The sequence below is a fragment of the Leclercia sp. J807 genome, assembly GCF_009734465.1.
In the GTDB taxonomy this organism is placed as follows: domain Bacteria; phylum Pseudomonadota; class Gammaproteobacteria; order Enterobacterales; family Enterobacteriaceae; genus Enterobacter.
The window spans coordinates 2,143,369-2,162,872 of sequence record NZ_CP046446.1 but is presented as its reverse complement, the minus strand read 5'-3'; the positions used below and the strand labels follow the sequence as shown (position 1 = coordinate 2,162,872).

19 protein-coding genes are annotated in these 19,504 nt (G+C 57.6%); 12 read left to right on the top strand and 7 right to left on the bottom strand.

Annotated features, from left to right (window positions below; all coding sequences use genetic code 11):
- Positions 1-37: 37 nt before the first annotated feature.
- The 7 genes from GNG26_RS10440 (at position 38) to clcB (ending at position 6,666) form a co-directional block, all read left to right on the top strand.
- A complete protein-coding gene (locus tag GNG26_RS10440; RefSeq protein WP_114387160.1) occupies positions 38-661 on the top strand; it encodes a glutathione S-transferase family protein in 624 nt (207 codons plus the stop codon).
- Positions 662-828: 167 nt separating this feature from the next.
- Positions 829-1,572, top strand: coding sequence for a YoaK family protein (locus GNG26_RS10435; protein WP_156238622.1), 744 nt, complete (start codon positions 829-831; stop codon positions 1,570-1,572).
- Positions 1,573-1,830: 258 nt separating this feature from the next.
- Complete coding sequence (osmY, locus tag GNG26_RS10430; RefSeq protein WP_103824508.1) at positions 1,831-2,541, top strand: osmoprotectant ABC transporter permease OsmY; 711 nt, start codon at positions 1,831-1,833, stop codon at positions 2,539-2,541.
- Positions 2,542-2,559: 18 nt separating this feature from the next.
- Positions 2,560-3,459: an osmoprotectant ABC transporter substrate-binding protein OsmX gene (gene osmX / locus GNG26_RS10425; protein ID WP_103824509.1), complete on the top strand. Its 900-nt coding sequence runs from the start codon at positions 2,560-2,562 to the stop codon at positions 3,457-3,459.
- A gap of 9 nt (positions 3,460-3,468) precedes the next feature.
- Entirely contained in the window at positions 3,469-4,116 is a 648-nt protein-coding gene (gene osmW / locus GNG26_RS10420; RefSeq protein ID WP_114387163.1) for an osmoprotectant ABC transporter permease OsmW, read from the top strand.
- Complete coding sequence (gene osmV / locus GNG26_RS10415) at positions 4,116-5,264, top strand: osmoprotectant ABC transporter ATP-binding protein OsmV (protein ID WP_103824510.1); 1,149 nt, start codon at positions 4,116-4,118, stop codon at positions 5,262-5,264. Before osmW ends, osmV begins: the two co-directional genes overlap by 1 nt.
- A 91-nt stretch (positions 5,265-5,355) precedes the next feature.
- Positions 5,356-6,666, top strand: a complete 1,311-nt coding sequence (gene clcB / locus GNG26_RS10410; protein WP_156238621.1) for a voltage-gated ClC-type chloride channel ClcB — start codon at positions 5,356-5,358, stop codon at positions 6,664-6,666.
- Here the strand turns inward: clcB and bioD are convergent.
- The 3 genes from bioD to GNG26_RS10395 all read right to left on the bottom strand — a co-directional run bounded on the left by bioD (position 6,601) and on the right by GNG26_RS10395 (position 9,670).
- Positions 6,601-7,296, bottom strand: a complete 696-nt coding sequence (gene bioD / locus GNG26_RS10405) for a dethiobiotin synthase (RefSeq protein ID WP_114315131.1) — start codon at positions 7,294-7,296, stop codon at positions 6,601-6,603. The genes clcB and bioD overlap by 66 nt on opposite strands.
- 126 nt (positions 7,297-7,422) lie before the next feature.
- The gene (gene mlc / locus GNG26_RS10400) at positions 7,423-8,643 is read right to left on the bottom strand and encodes a sugar metabolism global transcriptional regulator Mlc (protein ID WP_114317096.1); all 1,221 of its coding nucleotides are present in this window, start codon (positions 8,641-8,643) and stop codon (positions 7,423-7,425) included.
- 127 nt (positions 8,644-8,770) lie between these two features.
- On the bottom strand, positions 8,771-9,670 hold the full coding sequence (locus GNG26_RS10395; RefSeq protein ID WP_156238620.1) for a LysR family transcriptional regulator: 900 nt from the start codon (positions 9,668-9,670) through the stop codon (positions 8,771-8,773).
- Between the two features lie 122 nt (positions 9,671-9,792).
- Here GNG26_RS10395 and GNG26_RS10390 point away from each other — a divergent pair, with 122 nt between their 5' ends.
- The 4 genes from GNG26_RS10390 (at position 9,793) to GNG26_RS10375 (ending at position 14,169) form a co-directional block, all read left to right on the top strand.
- Positions 9,793-11,046: an MFS transporter gene (locus GNG26_RS10390; protein ID WP_156238619.1), complete on the top strand. Its 1,254-nt coding sequence runs from the start codon at positions 9,793-9,795 to the stop codon at positions 11,044-11,046.
- A 73-nt stretch (positions 11,047-11,119) separates the two neighbouring features.
- On the top strand, positions 11,120-12,604 hold the full coding sequence (locus tag GNG26_RS10385) for a carboxypeptidase M32 (RefSeq protein WP_156238618.1): 1,485 nt from the start codon (positions 11,120-11,122) through the stop codon (positions 12,602-12,604).
- Between the two features lie 149 nt (positions 12,605-12,753).
- On the top strand, positions 12,754-13,068 hold the full coding sequence (gene asr / locus GNG26_RS10380) for an acid resistance repetitive basic protein Asr (protein WP_114387169.1): 315 nt from the start codon (positions 12,754-12,756) through the stop codon (positions 13,066-13,068).
- A 279-nt stretch (positions 13,069-13,347) separates the two neighbouring features.
- Complete coding sequence (locus GNG26_RS10375; RefSeq protein ID WP_156238617.1) at positions 13,348-14,169, top strand: serine protease; 822 nt, start codon at positions 13,348-13,350, stop codon at positions 14,167-14,169.
- 1 nt (position 14,170) lies between these two features.
- Here the strand turns inward: GNG26_RS10375 and GNG26_RS10370 are convergent, their stop codons facing one another.
- The 3 genes from GNG26_RS10370 to mdtJ all read right to left on the bottom strand — a co-directional run bounded on the left by GNG26_RS10370 (position 14,171) and on the right by mdtJ (position 17,098).
- A complete protein-coding gene (locus tag GNG26_RS10370; RefSeq protein WP_156238616.1) occupies positions 14,171-16,333 on the bottom strand; it encodes an EAL domain-containing protein in 2,163 nt (720 codons plus the stop codon).
- Between the two features lie 86 nt (positions 16,334-16,419).
- A complete protein-coding gene (gene mdtI / locus GNG26_RS10365; RefSeq protein WP_156238615.1) occupies positions 16,420-16,749 on the bottom strand; it encodes a multidrug/spermidine efflux SMR transporter subunit MdtI in 330 nt (109 codons plus the stop codon).
- Entirely contained in the window at positions 16,736-17,098 is a 363-nt protein-coding gene (gene mdtJ / locus GNG26_RS10360; RefSeq protein WP_156238614.1) for a multidrug/spermidine efflux SMR transporter subunit MdtJ, read from the bottom strand. Before mdtJ ends, mdtI begins: the two co-directional genes overlap by 14 nt.
- A 420-nt stretch (positions 17,099-17,518) precedes the next feature.
- Here mdtJ and GNG26_RS10355 point away from each other — a divergent pair, with 420 nt between their 5' ends.
- Positions 17,519-18,556 carry an AI-2E family transporter gene (locus GNG26_RS10355; RefSeq protein WP_156238613.1) on the top strand — a complete coding sequence of 346 codons (1,038 nt, stop codon included), beginning with the start codon at positions 17,519-17,521 and terminating at the stop codon, positions 18,554-18,556.
- 3 nt (positions 18,557-18,559) lie between these two features.
- Here the strand turns inward: GNG26_RS10355 and GNG26_RS10350 are convergent, their stop codons facing one another.
- Entirely contained in the window at positions 18,560-19,504 is a 945-nt protein-coding gene (locus GNG26_RS10350) for a zinc-dependent alcohol dehydrogenase family protein (RefSeq protein ID WP_156238612.1), read from the bottom strand.

Sequence of the window (19,504 nt, the reverse complement as noted above, 5' to 3'; positions counted from 1 at the left end):
TCTGTTGTTAACTCACCCGACAAAGGACACCTGCATCATGCTAAAAATCCTCGGCAAAACCACCTCCATTAACGTGCGCAAAGTGCTCTGGACCTGTGAAGAAGTGGGTCTGGACTATCTTCAGGAAGATTACGGCAGCGGCTTTGCCTCAACGGAAACCGACGCCTTCCGCGCGCTGAACCCGAATGCGATGGTGCCGGTGCTGATCGACAATGATTTCGTGCTCTGGGAATCCAACGCCATTTGCCGCTATCTGGCGCGTAAGGCCGGGCGCGACGACCTTCTCCCGACAGATCCGCAAGCCTGCGCCAACGTCGAACGCTGGATGGACTGGCAGGCTTCGGAATTTAACAACGCCTGGCGGTATGTCTTTCCGGCCCTGGGGCGTAAAAACCCGGACTTTAACGATCCGGCGCGAATTGCCGCAGGAATTAAGGAGTGGAACCACCACATCGCGATCCTTGAGCAGCAGCTGCAACGCACCGGGGCATGGGTGGCGGGCGACACTTTTACCCTGGCCGATGTGGTGCTGGGGCTGTCGGTGAACCGCTGGAAGATGACGCCTTTTGAGCATCCACCGGTGCCCGCTATCGAGGCCTGGTTTGAACGTTTAAATCAGCGCCCGGCGTTTTTACGCCACGGAAATAATGGCATGCTTTGAGCATAATGCGCCGGGTAAATAAGCACTTTGTTATCAAGGTTATTTTATTTAATTACTTAATTCCCGCCCACCTCCGGTGCCTTAATAATTAAGTACTATCCTGGACAATCCATGACCAGGCTTTGCTAGCCTGATTATTCAGGCAAAGCTCAAACCGGAGGTATTCTTTGCTGATTAAACTTAAGAAAGAACGAACCCATCAGGAGGATCGTCGTCTTGCCCTCTGGCTGGCGACCTCCGCAGGATTGCTGAATGCCATTGCACTGGGGGCTTTCGGCTTCTTTCCTTCCCATATGACAGGCAATACCTCACAATTTTCCAGCGAAGTTTCCTCAACGGATCTGAACGATATTATTTTCTTCGCCACCATTATTTTGTCGTTTGTAACCGGGGCAATTATTGCGCGGATTATTGTTTTATGGGGCATCATGCATAATGTGCGGCTCATTTTTTGTCAGGTTTTGTTTATTGAAGGGTTATTACTGGCCGGCGTCTCCCTGCATGAAATCTATTTTCATACCTTCACGACCAACAGGGAAATTATTGTTTTTCTCTGCGGGCTGATGGGGATCCATAATTCCACCTCCACCCAACTTTCCGGCGGGCGGGTACGCTCCACCCATATTACCGGCACCTTAACCGACGCAGGCATTTCGCTGGCCTCCGTGGTGGTGGCGATGCTACGCCGGGATTACTCCAAAGATACGGCGGCACAACGCAGCCAACTTACAACCCATCTCACCACCCTTTTCTCGTTCATTACGGGAGGGATTGCCGGGCTGGTCCTATTCAGGTGGTTTGGGTTTACTGCGATGCTGGCGCTGGGAATCATGCTGGTTTTCGTGGCCGCCTTCTCCATCATAACGACCTCTCTACGCGTGCGAAAAGTCCGCGCTGCGCTGAGTAAATAACAGATACCTTCCACTCGTTAAGTGACGTTGTCACTTAACGAAATTATCTTTAAGACTATTCCGCCTGCCCCTATCCAACCCTTGTCCCGTAAGGCTTAACCCATTATCACCCCTATTTTCATAAGGTTAAAGATTCTACCGCTTCGCTGGAACCCTTCCCAAACCCTTGCTATAGCTCCATTACCCCTGCCAAAACATGGCATAACAACAGGCAACCGGTGGTTGCTATAACGCATGCGCACAGGGAGACACACTGCAATGCATCCATTACTCAAACGCTCGCTGCTTTTTGTCGGCGCGATTATTGTGGTCGTCGCCCTCCTCGTCTGGGGAATTGGGCTGGAGACGATCAAAGCGCGCCAGGTTGACCTGGTCTATCTCGGGCAACAGCATCTGATTTTAGTCTTCTCATCCATGTTCTTCGCCCTGCTGGTCGGTATCCCCAGCGGTATCTTGCTGAGCCGCCCGGCCGCGCGCGGTATCGCCGAATACGTCATGCAGATTTTTAACGTCGGCAACACCCTGCCACCGCTGGCGGTTCTGGCCCTGGCAATGGTGGTAATTGGCATCGGCGATACGCCTGCCATTATCGCCCTGTTCCTCGCCTCGCTGCTGCCGATTGTGCGTAACACCTACGCCGGACTGTGCTCGGTTCCGGCATCGTTACTGGAAGCGGCAAACGGCATCGGGATGACCAAATGGCAGCGTCTGCGCCAGGTGGAGCTGCCTAACGCCTGGCCGGTGATGCTCTCCGGTATTCGTATCGCCACCGCCATTAACGTCGGTACCGCACCGCTGGCCTTCCTGATTGGCGCCAGCAGCTACGGCGAGCTGATTTTCCCCGGCATCTACCTGAATGATTTCCCGACGTTGATCCTGGGCGCGGCGGCCACCGCCCTGTTCGCCCTGATTCTGGATACGTTGCTGGCGGCGCTGGGCCGTCTGATGAGCCCGCATCTCGCACGATAACAATAATAAGGAGGTTCTATGAGACTGTTTACCGGCCTGGCGGCGCTCTGTACCGCCGCGCTCTTTACCAGCCAGGCGCTCGCAGCGCCCCTGATCCTGGCGACCAAGAGTTTTACCGAACAGCATATTCTCTCGGCGATGACCGTGCAGTATCTGCAAAAGAAAGGGTTTGAGGTTAAGCCTCAGACCAACATTGCCACCGTCATTTCCCGTAATGCGATGATCAACAAGCAGATCGATATGACCTGGGAGTATACCGGCACCTCGCTGATCATCTTTAACCACATCAACAAACGCATGTCGCCAGAGGAGTCTTACGAGACGGTGAAACGTCTGGATGCGAAGCACGGTCTGGTGTGGCTCAAACCTGCTGATATGAACAACACCTACGCCTTTGCCATGCAGCGTAAGCGCGCCGAGGCTGAAAATATCAACACCATGTCAGAGCTGGTGGCGAAGATTGAGCAGGTGCGCAAAACCGACCCTGATAACAACTGGATGCTGGGTCTGGATCTGGAGTTCTCCGGGCGCAGCGATGGCATGAAGCCGCTGCAGGCAGCCTACAACATGGAGCTGGATCGCCCGCAAATTCGCCAGATGGATCCCGGTCTGGTCTATAACGCGGTGCGCGACGGCTTTGTCGATGCCGGGCTGGTTTACACCACTGACGGACGCGTTAAAGGCTTCGATTTGAAGGTACTGGAAGATGACAAAGGCTTCTTCCCGAGCTACGCGGTGACCCCGGTGGTGCGCAAGGATACGCTGGAAGCCAACCCGGGGCTGGAAGAGGCGCTGAATACCCTCTCTGCCCAGCTTAACAACGACGTCATCACCGAGCTGAACAAAAAGGTGGATATCGATCATCAGTCACCGCAGCAGGTCGCCCGTGATTTCCTGCGTAGCAAGCAGCTGCTGTAAGGAGGCGCTATGGATACCATTCACTACATTCTTGATAACTGGGGTTACATCATGACCCTGACCTTCCAGCACCTGTGGCTGGTGGCGCTGGCGGTGGGCTTAGCCATTATTATCGGCGTGCCGCTGGGCATTCTGATTGTCCGTCACAAATGGCTGGCGACGCCGGTGCTGGGGATTGCCACCATCGTGCTGACCATCCCGTCCATTGCTCTGTTCGGCCTGATGATCCCACTCTTTTCCATGATCGGTCAGGGTATTGGCGCCCTGCCCGCAATTACCGCCGTGTTTCTCTACTCGCTGCTGCCGATTGTGCGTAACACCCATACGGCACTGGACAGCCTGCCGCCCGGCCTGCGCGAAGCGGGTCGCGGCATCGGCATGACCTTCTGGCAGCGTCTGCGCTGGGTAGAAATTCCCATGGCGCTGCCGGTGATTTTCGGCGGCATCCGTACCGCGGTCGTAATGAATATCGGCGTGATGGCGATTGCCGCCGTCATCGGCGCGGGCGGGCTTGGCCTGCTGCTACTTAACGGCATCGGCGGGAGTGATATTCGTATGCTGATTGCCGGCGCGCTGATGATTTGTCTTTTAGCGATTGTGCTCGACTGGTTACTGCACCGTCTGCAGATCGTTCTGACTCCAAAGGGGATTCGATAATGATAAAACTGGAAAACCTCACCAAACAATTTTCACAGAAGCACGGCCAGACCTTTAAGGCCGTAGATAACGTCAACCTGAACGTGCCCGAAGGGGAGATGTGCGTCCTGCTCGGCCCATCCGGCTGCGGCAAAACCACCACCCTGAAGATGATTAACCGGCTGATTACTCCGAGCAGCGGCACCATCCAGATTAATGGCCAGGACACCAGCGAGATGGACACCGTGACCCTGCGCCGCAACATCGGCTACGTGATCCAGCAGATTGGCCTGTTCCCGAACATGACCATCGAAGAGAACATCACCGTCGTACCGCGCATGTTGGGCTGGGATAAAGCCCGCTGTAAAACCCGCGCCGAAGAGCTGATGGATATGGTGGCGATGGATCCGCATAAGTTCCTCAACCGCTACCCGCGCGAAATGTCCGGTGGTCAGCAGCAGCGTATCGGCGTGATTCGCGCCCTGGCGGCGGATCCTCCGGTACTGCTGATGGATGAGCCTTTCGGTGCGGTGGACCCGATTAACCGCGAGGTGATCCAGAACCAGTTCCTTGAGATGCAGCGCAAGCTGAAAAAAACGGTGATGCTGGTGAGCCACGACATCGACGAGGCGCTGAAGCTGGGGGACCGTATTGCCGTCTTCCGCCAGGGGCGCATTGTCCAGTGCGCCAGCCCGGACGAACTGCTGGCGAAACCGGCCAATGAATTTGTCGGCTCGTTCGTTGGCCAGGACCGCACCCTGAAGCGTCTGCTGCTGGTCTCCGCGGGCGATGTCACGGATCAACAGCCAACCCTGACCGTGCGACCAGCCACGCCGCTGCCGGAAGCCTTTGCCATCATGGACGACAACGACATTCGCGCCGTCACCGTGGTGGATGAAAATGGCAAACCGCTGGGCTTTGTGAAGCGCCGGGAAGCGCGCAATGCCACCGGCACCTGCGCCGATCTGCTCCACCCGTTCCGCATGACCGGCAAAGCTGAGGACAACCTGCGCGTGGTGCTGTCGCGTCTGTATGAGAGCAACACCAGCTGGATGCCGATTGTCGATGAAGAGGGGCGCTATAACGGCGAAATTTCTCAGGACTATATTGCGGAATACTTAAGCTCCGGCCGCACGCGCCGGGCGCTGAATATTCACAGCGACAGTTAATATTGTAAGCCGGGTCTTGCCCGGCTCTTCGCATTGCTAACCCCGCGTTTTCCCGTCAAAATATTGTATCTTCCTCATTTACGCGTAACCCATGCATCGACTCCATGCTTACCCTGACATCCGCGCGATGTTTCGCCGGTTGCTGATTGCCAGCGTCACCGGTGTGCTGGCGGCACTGGCCGTGGCCCTGTTCCGCCATGCTCTCTATTTACTGGAGTGGCTGTTTCTGAGTAACGAAAGCGGCAGTCTGGTGAATGCTGCCAGCGCCCTGTCGCCCTGGCGACGCGTCCTGACCCCTGCTCTCGGCGGGCTGGCTGCCGGGCTGCTGCTGTGGGGATGGCAGAAAATGACCGCCCAGCGGCCCCATGCGCCTACCGACTATATGGAGGCGCTTGAAACGGGTGACGGACAGTTTGACTACGCCGCCAGCCTGGTCAAATCCCTGGCGTCGCTGCTGGTCGTCGCCAGCGGCAGCGCCATTGGCCGGGAAGGGGCGATGATCCTGCTGGCCGCCCTCGCCGCCTCCTTTTTCGCCCAGCGCTTTACCCCCAAAACGGAATGGAAACTGTGGATTGCCTGCGGTGCCGCCGCCGGGATGGCCAGCGCTTACCATGCCCCCTTAGCCGGGAGCCTGTTTATTGCTGAGATCCTCTTCGGCACCCTGATGCTGGCCTCGCTCGGCCCGGTAGTAATTGCCGCCGTGGTCGCCCTGCTCACCACCCGTCTGCTCAGCCCCGGCGCGAATACGCTGTATGAGGTACACCTCAGCGACACGCTGACCGGGGTGGATTATTCATTGATCGTGGGAATGGGCCTGCTGGCGGGCATCTGCGGCCCGGCGCTGATGTGGCTCATGGCCTTCAGCCATTCCCTGTTTCTGCGCCTGAAGCTCTCTCCACCGTGGCAGCTTGCGCTGGGTGGCCTCATCGTTGGCCTGCTGTCGCTGCTGACCCCTAAGGTCTGGGGGAATGGCTACAGCGTGGTACAGGGGTTCCTGCTGGCACCGCCGTTGCTGTCGGTCATTGCGGGAGTATTTATCTGCAAGTTGCTGGCGGTTCTGGCCAGCAGCGGCTCTGGCGCACCGGGTGGGGTTTTTACGCCAACGCTGTTTGTCGGCATGGCGACCGGCATGCTCTTTGCCCAGCTCTTTATGCTGTGGTTGCCCGGCTCTGAAACCGCGATTTTGCTGGGGCTGGCAGGGATGGCGACGCTGCTCGCCGCCACGACGCACGCACCAATCATGTCGGCGCTGATGGTCTGTGAAATGACCGGGCAGTATGTTCTGCTGCCCGGTTTGCTGATTGCCTGTGTGGTGGCGTCCGTGCTGTCGCGAACGTTACGCCATGATTCGATCTACGGTCAGCACCCGGCCGAAAGCAGAGAGGTCGATATACTGCGCTAGCTCACGCTGTTCGGCGCGCGGCAGGTACGGCAGTTCACCCACCAGCGGTGCAGGCAGTTTTTTGCTTAACACATCAATAATTTCGGCATAGTGCGCCAGGCCCGGATTGATGCGGTTCGCTACCCACCCCACCAGCGGCAGGCCGTCATTGGCGATGGCTTGGGCGGTTAGGAGGGCGTGGTTGATACAGCCCTCCTGAATACCGACCACCATCAGCACCGGCAGTTGCTCCTGCACCACCCATTCTGACAGCGGGCGCAGATCGTTCATCAGGCTGCGCCAGCCGCCGGTCCCTTCGACCACCACGTGGTCCACCTTTTCGCTCAGGCTGGCAAGCCCGTTCGATAACAGGGTGTAATTCACCAGCCCGCTGTGCGCCACGCTGCTCTCATCTTCGCTAAGCGCAATGGGGTTAATGGCATGATAAGGAAGTTCTAAAGAGGAGACGCTTTGCAGCACCAGCGCATCTTTATTGCGCAATCCCTCTGGCGTCTCTTTACTCCCTTTGGCTACCGGTTTGTACCCTGCAACACGCTTTCCGCTGGCCATCATGGCTTGCAGCAAGGCGCGGGACACCACCGTCTTGCCGACGGAGGTATCAGTACCCGTTACAAAGAAACGCTTAAGCATCACTTACTCCACCGTTATGCTCTGAAAATATAAATGAAGGAAATAATTCAGTGGAGGAAGTCTAAGGCATGCGCTATCTGCCCGGTTTGAGATAGCGCAATTTTTGGTAAGACTGTAAAAAAACAGTTAACCCTGCAACAGACGAATCAATAGTGAGCCGTTATACATCGCATCCTTCACCAGCGCTGCGCCGGCCATCGTGCCCTGATTGGTGAACTGAGTACTTTCCACCATGATGTGCTTGCTGTAGGCCGGCAAGGACTGCTGGCGGATGGAGTCGGCGATTGCCGGGAAGAGCACATCCGACGCCTGGCTCAGGGGCGAGCCAATGAGGATTTTCTGCGGATTAAACAGGTTAACCATAATGGCAATGATCCGCCCGACGTTGGTGCCGACGCCGGTAATAATATCTTTTGCCAGTAGATCGCCCTGCTGCGCAGCGGCGCAGAGCGACTCGACCGTCAGGGGCTGGCCGTGTAGCGCGGAGCTCATCGACTGGCCGAGCCGGAGTTGGGCCAGCTCCAGCACGCTGTCAACGCTGGCAATAGTCTCCAGACAGCCGTGGTTACCGCAGTAACAGCGCTTGCCATAGGGATCGACCTGGGTGTGACCAATCTCCACCAGGCTGCTGCTGCCCGCGTGCAGCAGGCGGCCATCGGTGATCACCCCGGCCCCCACGTTGTGGTCGATCACCACCTGAATCACGTCCCGGGCGCCGCGAGAGGCGCCGAACAGCGCCTCGGCCATCGTCCAGGCGCTGATATCATGCTGAATATAGACCGGCACGCCGGTGTGATTTTTCAACACCTCACCCAGCGGCATCTCTTTGACGTCGTCGTAGAACGGCATCCGGTGGACAATTCCATTTTCCGTATCAATGATACCGGGCATGGTGATGGCAATGGCGGTGAGGCGTTCCAGCTTCTGCTGATGATGAATGAAGAATTGGTCGATTAGGGCGGTGATCCGCACTTCCAGCGGCTGGACAGCTTGCAGTTCCAGCGGCAGCCGATCTTCCACCACCAGCTTGCTGCTGAGATCGCGCAGCGCAAGGTAAATTTCACCGCGGCTGATGCGCAATGAGAGGTAGTGCCAGGCTTCGGTTTCCACCACCAGCCCAACGGCCGGACGGCCACGACTGCCCGGCTCCTGAATTTCTGTTTCCTGCACCAGGTGAGCTTCGAGCATCTCACGCACAATCTTGGTGATACTGGCAGGCGCCAGTTGCGCAAGCCGAGAAAGATCGATGCGCGAGACCGGCCCAAGCTGATCAATCAGGCGATATACTGCACCTGCATTGGTCTGCTTAATCTGATCGATATGCCCTGGCTGACTATCAGCAACCACCACGTACTCCCTTATTTTCGCGCTTCGAAATAAACTGTGGGCTATGGTGAAGCACTTCTACAGTAATCGTCAAATTTTTACTTAGCCTTGTGATTTACAGCACATTTTTACCCGCTTTTTTTGCCGGTCAGCGACCCATTGCCGCGTTGATAAGCAGATCTTTGAACCGCTGTGCCGCCGCGCTGAGTTCATGGTGTTTTGACCATACCAGCCACATCTCTGAAACCGCGTCCGGTTCGGTGAGCGCCACCCAGCGCATCTCATGGAGCTGCAGCCGTCTGAACGAGGCCGGCAGGATCGATACCCCCAGCCCCGCCGCCACCAGTCCGATAATGGTCATCGCCTCGCCTACCTCCTGGGTGATGACCGGGTTTACTCCGTAGCGCCGCAGTAATCCCAGGATGTCGTCGTACAGACCGGTGCCAACGTGCGGGTCAAAAAAGACAAACGGCTCCTGCGCCAGCTCCGTTACCGAGATTTCAGTTCTTGCCGCCAGAGGGTGATCGCGGTGGATCATCGCCAGCAGCGGTTCGCGCAGCACCCGCTGCCAGGCCAGGGTATCCGGCAACTGAGTGTTACGCATCAGGCCGAGATCGAGCGAGCCTTCGCTGAGGGGGACAATCTGCTCCCGGGTGTTGATCTCTCGGGTCTGGATATGCACATCCGGCGACAGGCGGCGAAACGACGACAGCGTTTGGGAGATGGCGCTGATAAAGGGCGCGGAGGAGGTAAATCCGATGCGTAGCTCGCCGGTTTCGCCATGGTGCAGGCGCTCTGCCCGGGCAGCTGCCTCTTCCACCATGCTCAGGATCTGGCGGCTGTCCGCCAGAAATTGTCGCCCTGCGGGGGTTAGCCCGACGCTGCGGTTGGTGCGCGCCAGCAGGCGAGCGCCCACCTGCTGCTCAAGAACCTGGATTTGCTGGCTGAGAGGCGGTTGGGAGATATTGAGCCGCGCCGCCGCGCGCCCAAAATGCAGCTCCTCCGCGACGGCGACAAAGTAGCGTAGATGACGCAGTTCGATATTCATATTTTAAAAGTATCATTTGAGATTATTAATATATTAGACAGAATATTTACAATTTCCTACCCTGATCCCTGTGGTCATACCCGTCACCAGAAATCACGGGGATGTTGAAGCAAGGAACTTACGTGAGTCGCACAACAACGGCTGATATCGCCCCAATCAATGATATCGATCTCTTACCCAACAATGCGCAACCGGTTCGGTTTATCAAACGCGGCACCCCGCAGTTTATGCGCGTCACGCTGGCTCTTTTCTCCGCGGGGCTAGCCACCTTTGCCCTGCTCTACTGTGTGCAGCCGATCCTGCCGGTGCTATCCCAGGAGTTTGGCGTCTCCCCGGCCAGCAGCAGTATTTCCCTCTCAATCTCGACCGGGATGCTGGCGGTCGGCCTGCTCTTTACCGGGCCGCTCTCGGACGCTATCGGACGTAAGCCGGTGATGGTCACCGCACTGCTGCTGGCGTCGGTTTGCACCTTGCTGTCAACGATGATGACCAGTTGGCACGGGATTTTAATCATGCGCGCGCTGATCGGGCTTTCCCTCAGCGGTGTGGCCGCGGTGGGCATGACCTACCTCAGCGAGGAGATCCACCCCAGCTTTGTCGCTTTCTCGATGGGGCTCTACATCAGCGGTAATTCCATCGGCGGCATGAGCGGGCGGTTGCTGAGCGGCGTCTTTACCGATTTCTTTAGCTGGCGAATAGCGCTGGCGGCAATCGGCTGCTTTGCCCTGGCCTCCGCGTTGATGTTCTGGAAGATCCTGCCGGAGTCGCGCCATTTTCGCCCCACCGCGCTGCGGCCCAAAACGCTGCTGATTAACTTCCGCCTGCACTGGCGGGATCGGGGGCTGCCCCTGCTGTTTCTCACCGGTTTTCTGCTGATGGGCTCGTTTGTCACCCTCTTTAACTACATCGGCTACCGGCTGATGCTCTCGCCGTGGCATCTGAGCCAGGCGCTGGTGGGCCTGCTGTCGGTGGCCTATCTCACCGGTACATGGAGCTCCCCAAAAGCCGGAGCGATGACCACCCGCTTCGGGCGTGGGCCGGTGATGCTGGTTTCCACCGGCGTGATGCTGGCCGGGGTTCTGCTGACGCTGCTCGCTAACCTGTGGGTGATTTTTGCCGGGATGCTGCTCTTCTCCGCCGGTTTCTTCGCCGCCCACTCGGTCGCCAGCAGCTGGATCGGCCCGCGCGCCCGTCGTGCCAAGGGCCAGGCCTCGTCGCTGTATCTGTTCAGTTACTATCTCGGCTCCAGCATCGCCGGGACGCTCGGCGGCGTGTTCTGGCACCAGTATGGCTGGAATGGCGTAGGTGGGTTTATTGCGTTGATGTTGTGTGGGGCGCTGGTTGTGGGGGCTAATCTGCACAAACGATTGCATTAATGTTACGTGACCTCGTGTTTCGCCCAACCTGATGGTACTTTTAGCTATCAGTTGATGCAGACACGAGGTCTTAATGGAAAAGAATAACTATCAGCAACTCACCCGCACCTTCCAGCGTCTCTCCCGCTTCTCCCACCTCTCCGCCATCGCCGGCTGGGACATGCTTACTATGATGCCTGCAGGCGGCAGCGCCGCGCGGGGTGAAGCGCTGGCAGAGCTGAGCGTCCTGCAGCATCAAATCCTGACCGATAAAAACGTGGCCGACTGGCTGCGTAACGCCGAAAGCGAAGATCTTAACGACGTTGAACAGGCTAACCTGCGGGAGATGAAACGCCACTATCAGCAGGCTGCGCTGCTGCCGGAATCGCTGGTTGAAGCCAAATCGCTGGCGGGCAGTAAATGCGAGCATGCCTGGCGCACCCAACGTCCCGCGAACGACTGGCAGGGTTTTGCCGTCAACCTGAAAGATGTGGTGAAACTGAGCCGGGAAGAGGCCCGCCTGCGCGCCGAGGCCAAAGGCTGCACCCCTTACGACGCGCTGCTGGATATCTTCGAGCCGGACATGACCAGCGCCCGGCTGGACGAGCTGTTTGGCGATCTCAAAACCTGGCTGCCGGATCTGCTGGCGCAGGTGGTCGAGAAGCAGGCGCAGCAATCCTTCGTACCGCCGCAGGGCCCGTTCCCGACCGCCATTCAGCGTGAGCTGGGGCTGGAGGCGATGAAGAGCCTTGGGTTCGACTTTAACGCGGGCCGTCTGGACGTCAGCGCTCACCCATTCTGTGGCGGCGTGCCGGAAGACGTGCGCATCACCACCCGCTACAACGAAGACGAACTGCTGAGCGCCCTGTTTGGCGTGATCCACGAAACCGGCCATGCGCGCTATGAACAGAACCTGCCGCGCAACTGGCTTGGTCAGCCCATCGCCCTGGCGCGTTCTACCGCTATCCACGAATCCCAGAGCCTCTTCTTTGAAATGCAGCTCGGACGCAGCAAGGCGTTCCTCAACCACCTGCTCCCGGCCGTCCATGAACGTTTCGGCACCCAGGCGGCCTTTACACCAGAGAATTTTGTCGCCTGGAACCAGCGGGTGAAGCCTGGCTATATCCGCGTGGATGCCGACGAAGTGAGCTATCCGGCACACGTCGTGCTGCGCTATGAAATTGAGCGGGCGCTGATTAACGGCGAAATCGAGGTGGAGGACATTCCGGCGCTGTGGGATGAGAAAATGCAGGCCTGGCTGGGCTTATCAACAAAAGATAATTACCGCAACGGCTGTATGCAGGATATCCACTGGACCGACGGCGGTTTTGGCTACTTCCCGTCATACACCTTAGGCGCTATGTACGCCGCGCAGTTGTTCAGTGCGGCCAAAACCGCGCTACCGGGACTGGACGCATCCATCGCCGCCGGGGATTTCAGCGCCCTGTTCGACTGGCTGCGCCAGAACATCTGGCAGCACGGCAGCCGCTTCACCACCGCCCAGCTGATTGAGCAGGCGACCGGAGAAGATCTCAACAGCCGTTACTTCCGCGATCATCTGACCTCGCGCTATCTGTAATCCCCCACGCCGGGTCATCGACCCGGCGTTGTACATATGGTTACACGCCGATACCAATCACTCACGGAAGCCCCGAAATTTCAGGGATATAGTTCTTTCAACGGCCCCGCAGTGGGGTTAAATGAAAAAACCAATTCGAGGGTAAGATGATGAAAAAGGTATTAGCTCTGGTTGTTGCCGCTGCTATGGGTCTCTCTTCTGCTGCATTCGCCGCTGACGCTGTTGCCAACACCGCGGCTCCGGCTGCCACCTCTACCGCGGCACCGGCTGCGAAAACCGTGCAGCATAAAAAACACAAAAAAGCCGCTGTACAAAAAGCGCAGGCGGCTAAAAAGCACCACAAAAAAGCTGTGAAGAAAGAAGAGGCCGCACCTGTAGCCCAGAAAGCGCAGGCAGCGAAAAAACACCATAAAAAAGCAGTGAAACACGAAGCTGCTGCTCCAACTGCAAAACCGGCTGCATAAGCCCGCTTAGCTTAACGTGTCCGAGACGGACACGTTGGTCATCGGCGCTGTACCGGCAAGGTGGCAGCGCCGTTTTTTTATCCGGAGGGCGTTATGTTGCAGCGCTATCGGTTTGAGTTAATTCTTGTCACGCTTATTTTATGCGCACTTGTCGCGGGTGTGTTTTATATTTCCTGACTGTAGTACGCTGATTTTACTCCCACTTTCGCGCTGTCCCGTCTATAGTTAATTACCAGGGTTCATATTTAATAATCATAATTAATCCCTTTAGAGTGTGATATGCGTAAATCTGTTGCGATTGTGCTGGGAACATTTTTTCTCTTTTCTGGATTAAGTCATGCGGACGATGGCGACAACGAGGCTGCGAACGCCAAAGAGATTCAAACGCTGTTTTTTGGTCATGACGATCGCACGCGTGTCGCCGATCCGTCCCGCGCGCCGTGGGAGGCCATTGGCCAGCTGGAGACAGCCAGCGGAAACCTCTGTACCGCCACCCTCATCACCCCTCGACTGGCGCTGACCGCCGGACACTGCCTGCTGGTGCCGCCGAAAGGTAAACCGGATAAGGCCGTTGCCCTGCGCTTCATCTCGCAAAAGGGGAGCTGGCGTTATGAGATCCACGGCATTGAAGGCCGCGTCGATGCCTCGTTAGGCAGACGGCTGAAAGCCGACGGCGATGGCTGGATTGTGCCGCCCTCTGCCGCCTCGTGGGATTTTGGTCTGGTGGTGTTGCGCAACCCGCCGTCGGGGATCACCCCGCTACCGCTGTTTGCCGGGGATAAAGCGGAGCTGACCGCCGCCCTGAAAGAGGCCGATCGCAAGGTGAGCCAGGCGGGATATCCGGAAGATCATCTGGATGTGCTGTACACCCATCAGGACTGTATCGTCACCGGCTGGGCGCAAAACAGCGTGCTGTCCCATCAGTGTGATACCCTGCCCGGCGACAGCGGTTCGCCGCTGATGCTGAATACCGCCGCAGGCTGGCAACTTATCGGCGTTCAAAGCTCGGCCCCGGCGGCGAAAGATCGCTGGCGGGCCGATAACCGCGCCCTGTCGATCACCGGTTTTCGTGACAAGCTGGCAGAGCTGGCCCAGGAGTGACTTAACACTGGCGCTGCTGGCGTAGCGCCATAATCGCCTCTATCGGCATCGGCTGACTGTACCAGTAGCCCTGGAGCTGATCGCAGCCCGCCAGACGCAGCAGCTTCATCTGTTTTTCGTTCTCCACCCCTTCTGCGACCACCGTCATCCCCAGCGCGGTGGCAATGCGCACCGTACCGCTCACCAGCGCCGAGGCCTGTTCGTCATGATCCACCAGCCCGGCCAGGGATTTATCAATCTTGATGGTATTGAAGTTAAAGCGACGCAGATAGCCGATACTGGAGTAGCCGGTACCGAAATCGTTCAGTGCCACCGCGATACCCTGCGCCTTAAGATTATTGATGGCTGAGCGTGCCCGCTCGGGATTTTCCAGCACGTAGGTTTCAGTTACTTCCAGCTGCAGGCGCGTGGGGGGAAAGCGGCTGAGGGCCAGCGCACCTTCCACTTTGGCTTCAAATTCGGGATCACGAAACTGCGCCGGGGAGATGTTGACCGAGAGTTTTAAATCCGTGTATGGCTCCAGGTCCTGACAGGCCCTTCTGAGGACAAACTGCCCCAGGCCGTAGATCAGACCGCTGGTTTCGGCGACGGTAATAAACTCATCCGGCGCCAGCGGCCCCTCGGGACGCCGCGGCCAGCGCACCAGCGCTTCCACGCCGACCATTTTCTGGCTGCGGGCATCGATGATCGGCTGATACCAGACGTCAAACTCATTATGTTCCAGACCATGACGGATCTGCCCCTCAATCGCCAGCCGACGCTCGCGCGCGTTGTTCAGCTCGGCATCATAGTGCGTCACCCGCCCCTTGCCGGTAATTTTCGAGTGGTACATGGCAATATCGGCGCGACGGAACAGCTCGGTGCTGGTGCACTCCACCAGCGTGCCGCTGGCGATGCCGATACTGGCGCCAATGTGGATGGAACGCTCACCGACGACGATGGGCGAGTGGAGATAATCAAGCACAAAGCCACCAAACGCCGAGGCGAGCGCTTCGGCGTTGTCGCCCCCGATCGTCATGGCAAACTCATCGCCGCCCATCCGGGCCAGCATGCCGTCTTTGGGCACATTGTCGCGCAGCGCGCCCGCGATGATGACGATCAGCGCGTCGCCCACCTCATGGCCGTAGATATCATTGACGTCCTTAAAGCCGTCGAGATCGATAAACACCACGCTTTTGCGATCGGTATCGCCGCGCTGGCTCACTCGCTCCAGCTCTTCAATCAGCGCCCGGCGGTTGGGTAGATGACTCAGCCAGTCGGTGCGCGCCACCGACCGCGCCAGCGTCTCCCCCCGCGCCAGTTTATACAGCCCCACGCAGCTGAAGAGAATAAACAGCAAAATCAGCGCCGCGGTGAGCAAGACGATCTGCGTGATGTCGAGGGAGGCCGCTTTCGCCGCTGCGGCCCCCGGCAGTCGCGGCTGCCATGAAAGATAGCCCAGCACTTCGCCGGAGGAGCTTTTTAGCGGCACGCTGACGTCGCTCACCCGCTCCGGCGTAAAGGTCAGGTTATCGATCTGAAACGTATTCCCGAGATCGCGCAGGATTTGTGGGTTGATGTGGCGAGTTATCACCAGAAAACGACGCGTATTATCCCCCACCCGCAGGCTGCCAATCGTCGGACGGATCAGGCCAACGCCAACAAAAGCAATCCCTGCCCGGGTACGGGTGATCCCGGCGTAGATATTTTTATCTGAGCGCAGGGCGTTGGTATGCATCAGGATCAGCGATTTTAAACCGTCGCCAAAGAAGTCGAGGTTTTTTTCAGCGAAAGGCTGGCCCTGGAACGATCCCCACAGCACCTGAAACCGTTCGTCGAGTACAAAGGTGCCGTCATAAAGGTTATTCACCTTGTAGCCCGCGCCCCAGGTGTTGTAGAGCCAGTCGATGTCGAGCGCCGGGCGATAGGCCTCCCGCACGGCATCGTCCCAGACAGCATTATCAATCACCAGCGACCAGACCCGGTTCACCGATGTCTGAATAGCACCCTCTACCGAGAGCGCGGTGCGCTGCTCGTCGATTTCGTTGGCTTTACTGCTGATAAGGTTGAGGGAGAGGTAGAGCAAGGCGACCACAGAGAAAATTAAGCCGACCCCTGCCATGAAGATCATGGCAAACAAGGTCCTGGCAGAAGGAATTTTATGCCAGCTTAAAGGGTTACGCATTCAGTCACCGTCCTTTTTTATGCCCTCCGTCTAAGCGTAATACAGGAGATAAATTTCGCTGCCCGTAATGACAGGCAGCGACGTTATCAGGCCAGTTTTATCATGATCATTCCGGCGAGGAGCAGCACCAGGCCAACCCACCCTTTTTGATTCAACCGCTGTCCGAAGAGGATCCAGCCTGCGGCAAGCGTTGCCGCAATACCAAACCCGCCCCACAGGGCATACGCAACCGACAGATCAATCCCCTTCACCGCCTGTGACAGCGCGCTGAAGGCGCCCAGTACCGCGGCAATCGACAGCAGGCCGTAGGTTTTGCGGCGAAAACCGTCTGAGAATTTGAGCAGAACGTTGGCAATAATTTCGAGCACGATAGCCAGGGCTAACCAGGCGGCATGGATCCACTCAAACTGCTGCATGGGTCACCTCCGCACGCGATTTTGCCGGTTTCCGGGTGCCGGATTTAATTAATATGATGCCCGCCACCAGCGTCGTCAGACCGGCCACTTTCATCAGAGAAAGCGACTCATCAAACAGCATCACGCTGAAGAGCGTAATTAACAAAATACCAATACCTTCCCATAACGCGTAGGCCACGCCCAGTGCGATTTTTTTAACCGCAAAACTGAGGAAAATATAGGAGAGCGCAATCATCGACAGCATTAAAATATAGCCGCTGTGACTGCCGGTGACGCTGGCCCATTTCATGGAGAGGGTGCCGGTTATTTCAGCAACGATAGCAAGACCTAAGAGGATCCCGTAAAACATCTTTTTCTCCTGCTTGAGAATATAATCCTTCGCGGCTCGCCAGTAACGGCAGCCGGATAAAAAAAACGTAACAGATTAGCTGGACGCAATGCGCCAGCTCAGGCAGAGAGAGGGTCTACAGCGCGTTGCGCCAGTGTTGCTCGCCAGACGTAAGGCAAAAAGAGGAGAACAAAGCGGGAGTGATTTTTGATAAAACGGTACTGAACAGATTGTCCATAAAATTACAATTATCTGCGGTGTTGCTTCTCGTCAGTGCAGATGAAAATTGTCTCCGGTAGTTAAACACAGCTGATTTTTACCATAAGCCAGGATTTTACTCAAAGTTTTTTCATTTCTTTACCCTCATCGTTTGCGTTTGGTTAATTTATTAAACGTGCAGCACCGTTAGAATAAATATAAAGGACATTATCAGGAGCCAGCATGGCGAAACCCATTATTACCCTCAACGGATTAAAAATAGTCATCATGCTTGGCATGCTGGTGATTGTACTGACCGGGATCCGTTTCGCGGCGGATATTATCGTGCCTTTTATCCTGGCGCTGTTTATCGCCGTGGTGCTTCAGCCTGTTGTGCGAAGACTGGTGCGGCTTCGTCTGCCACGCGTGCTGGCTATTACCCTGCCGATCCTGCTTATCGTGGTGCTGATGGCTTTGCTGGTGGCTTATCTTGGCACCTCGCTGAATGAACTGGCCCGCACCCTGCCGCACTATCGCACCTCGCTGGCTGTTCCGCTGCTGCATCTTGAACCCTGGCTACAGCGGGCCGGAATTGAAGTGTCGATGGAAGACCTACTGAAATATATCGACCCCAATGCCGCTATGACGCTGGTGACCGCCCTGCTGGCCCAGCTCTCCAGCGCCATGACCTCCATTTTTCTTTTGCTGCTGACCGTGGTCTTTATGCTGCTGGAGGTGCCGCAGCTACCAGCGAAACTCCAGCCGCTGATGACCCGGCCGGTGGAAGGCATGGCTGCCATCCAGCGCGCCCTTGACAGCGTGTCGCACTATCTGGTGCTGAAGACCGCCATCAGTCTGGTGACCGGGCTGGTGGTGTGGGGGATGCTGGCGGCGCTGGAAGTACGGTTCGCCTTTGTCTGGGCGCTGCTGGCCTTTGCGCTGAACTATATCCCTAACATCGGTTCGGTGCTGGCCGCCATTCCCCCTATTGCCCAGGTGCTGGTCTTCAGCGGTTTTTACGCTGCGCTGGTGCTGCTGGCAGGCTATCTGCTGGTGAACCTGATCTTCGGCAATATCCTCGAGCCCCGCGTGATGGGCCGCGGGCTGGGTCTCTCAACCCTGGTGGTCTTTTTGTCGCTGATCTTCTGGGGCTGGCTGTTGGGTCCGGTTGGCATGCTGCTGTCGGTGCCCCTGACCATTATTGCGAAGATTGCGCTGGAGCAGACGCAGGGCGGCAAAAGCATTGCCCTGCTGCTCAGCGATATGAGCCGGGAAACGTGACGGTTAGCCAAACTCCAGCACCGGCTTGCGGGTTCGTCCCGCCTGGCGGTAATGGGCAAGCGCCGACTGCCAGTCGGTAAAAGGCAGTAGCGTCGTGTCACTGTAATGGCTGGCGACAAGCCATGACCAGATATCGCGAAATGTGGCCTGCCACGCCTCAGGTGCGAGCGCATCCAGATAGTTGCGGATATGAAACCAGTGCACCGACGGAAAATGACGTTGTAATGCAAAGGGCTGACCGGAGAGCAAACCGTAGCAGATAAAGGCGGCGCTTTTGTCCATCGCCCCCAGGATCGCCAGCGCCAGCTCGCCGCCGGTGGCGTCATAGACGATATCGCTGGCCGCAGCGAGGGCACGCACGCTGTCCAGCTCGTGCTGGGCAACCGGGATAATCCCCATCGCCCGCAGCCGATCTGCGTGTACCGCCGAGCGGTGAACGCCGTAGACCTCGGTTGCGCCCTGCCGCAGCGCCCACTGCCCCAGCAAAATGGCGCAGTCCGAACCGGTGGCCGTCAACAGCACCCGTTTCCCCTGTGGGGGATAGAGGCTGAGCATCAGCCAGGCCGCCAGCGGATTGATGAACGCCCGCGCCGCCAGCGAGTCAGGAATGGTATCCGGAACCGGGATCGCAAGCGTCGCCGGGCAATCCACATACTGCTGCCAGGTGCCTTCCCCGCGCAGGGGCAAAACCCGCGTGCCGATAAGCGCCGCCGCGCTGTCCGGCGCGGCAATCACCCGCCCTACGCCTTCGTATCCGGCGACGGCAGGCAGGGTAATGCGATGGCGGTAAGCGCCCGTAATGGGGATCAGATCCGACGCGTTGACCGGCGCCATCAGCATCTGCACCCGAAGATATCCCGGCTGCAGCGACGCTTTTATCGCCGTTTCCCGCCGCAGAACAGTCTCAGGCTCACCAAACTGGCGATAGCATAAAGCGGTGTTTTCCAT

Bases quoted from the DNA above. Each gene is read 5' to 3' on its own strand.
- GNG26_RS10440 (WP_114387160.1), top strand. From the start codon at position 38: ATGCTAAAAATCCTCGGCAAAACCACCTCCATTAACGTGCGCAAAGTG.
- osmY (WP_103824508.1), top strand. From the start codon at position 1,831: ATGCATCCATTACTCAAACGCTCGCTGCTTTTTGTCGGCGCGATTATT.
- osmX (WP_103824509.1), top strand. From the start codon at position 2,560: ATGAGACTGTTTACCGGCCTGGCGGCGCTCTGTACCGCCGCGCTCTTT.
- osmW (WP_114387163.1), top strand. From the start codon at position 3,469: ATGGATACCATTCACTACATTCTTGATAACTGGGGTTACATCATGACC.
- osmV (WP_103824510.1), top strand. From the start codon at position 4,116: ATGATAAAACTGGAAAACCTCACCAAACAATTTTCACAGAAGCACGGC.
- clcB (WP_156238621.1), top strand. From the start codon at position 5,356: ATGCATCGACTCCATGCTTACCCTGACATCCGCGCGATGTTTCGCCGG.
- bioD (WP_114315131.1), bottom strand. From the start codon at position 7,296: ATGCTTAAGCGTTTCTTTGTAACGGGTACTGATACCTCCGTCGGCAAG.
- GNG26_RS10395 (WP_156238620.1), bottom strand. From the start codon at position 9,670: ATGAATATCGAACTGCGTCATCTACGCTACTTTGTCGCCGTCGCGGAG.
- GNG26_RS10385 (WP_156238618.1), top strand. From the start codon at position 11,120: ATGGAAAAGAATAACTATCAGCAACTCACCCGCACCTTCCAGCGTCTC.
- asr (WP_114387169.1), top strand. From the start codon at position 12,754: ATGAAAAAGGTATTAGCTCTGGTTGTTGCCGCTGCTATGGGTCTCTCT.
- GNG26_RS10375 (WP_156238617.1), top strand. From the start codon at position 13,348: ATGCGTAAATCTGTTGCGATTGTGCTGGGAACATTTTTTCTCTTTTCT.
- GNG26_RS10370 (WP_156238616.1), bottom strand. From the start codon at position 16,333: ATGCGTAACCCTTTAAGCTGGCATAAAATTCCTTCTGCCAGGACCTTG.
- mdtI (WP_156238615.1), bottom strand. From the start codon at position 16,749: ATGCAGCAGTTTGAGTGGATCCATGCCGCCTGGTTAGCCCTGGCTATC.
- mdtJ (WP_156238614.1), bottom strand. From the start codon at position 17,098: ATGTTTTACGGGATCCTCTTAGGTCTTGCTATCGTTGCTGAAATAACC.
- GNG26_RS10355 (WP_156238613.1), top strand. From the start codon at position 17,519: ATGGCGAAACCCATTATTACCCTCAACGGATTAAAAATAGTCATCATG.
- GNG26_RS10350 (WP_156238612.1), bottom strand. From the start codon at position 19,504: ATGGAAAACACCGCTTTATGCTATCGCCAGTTTGGTGAGCCTGAGACT.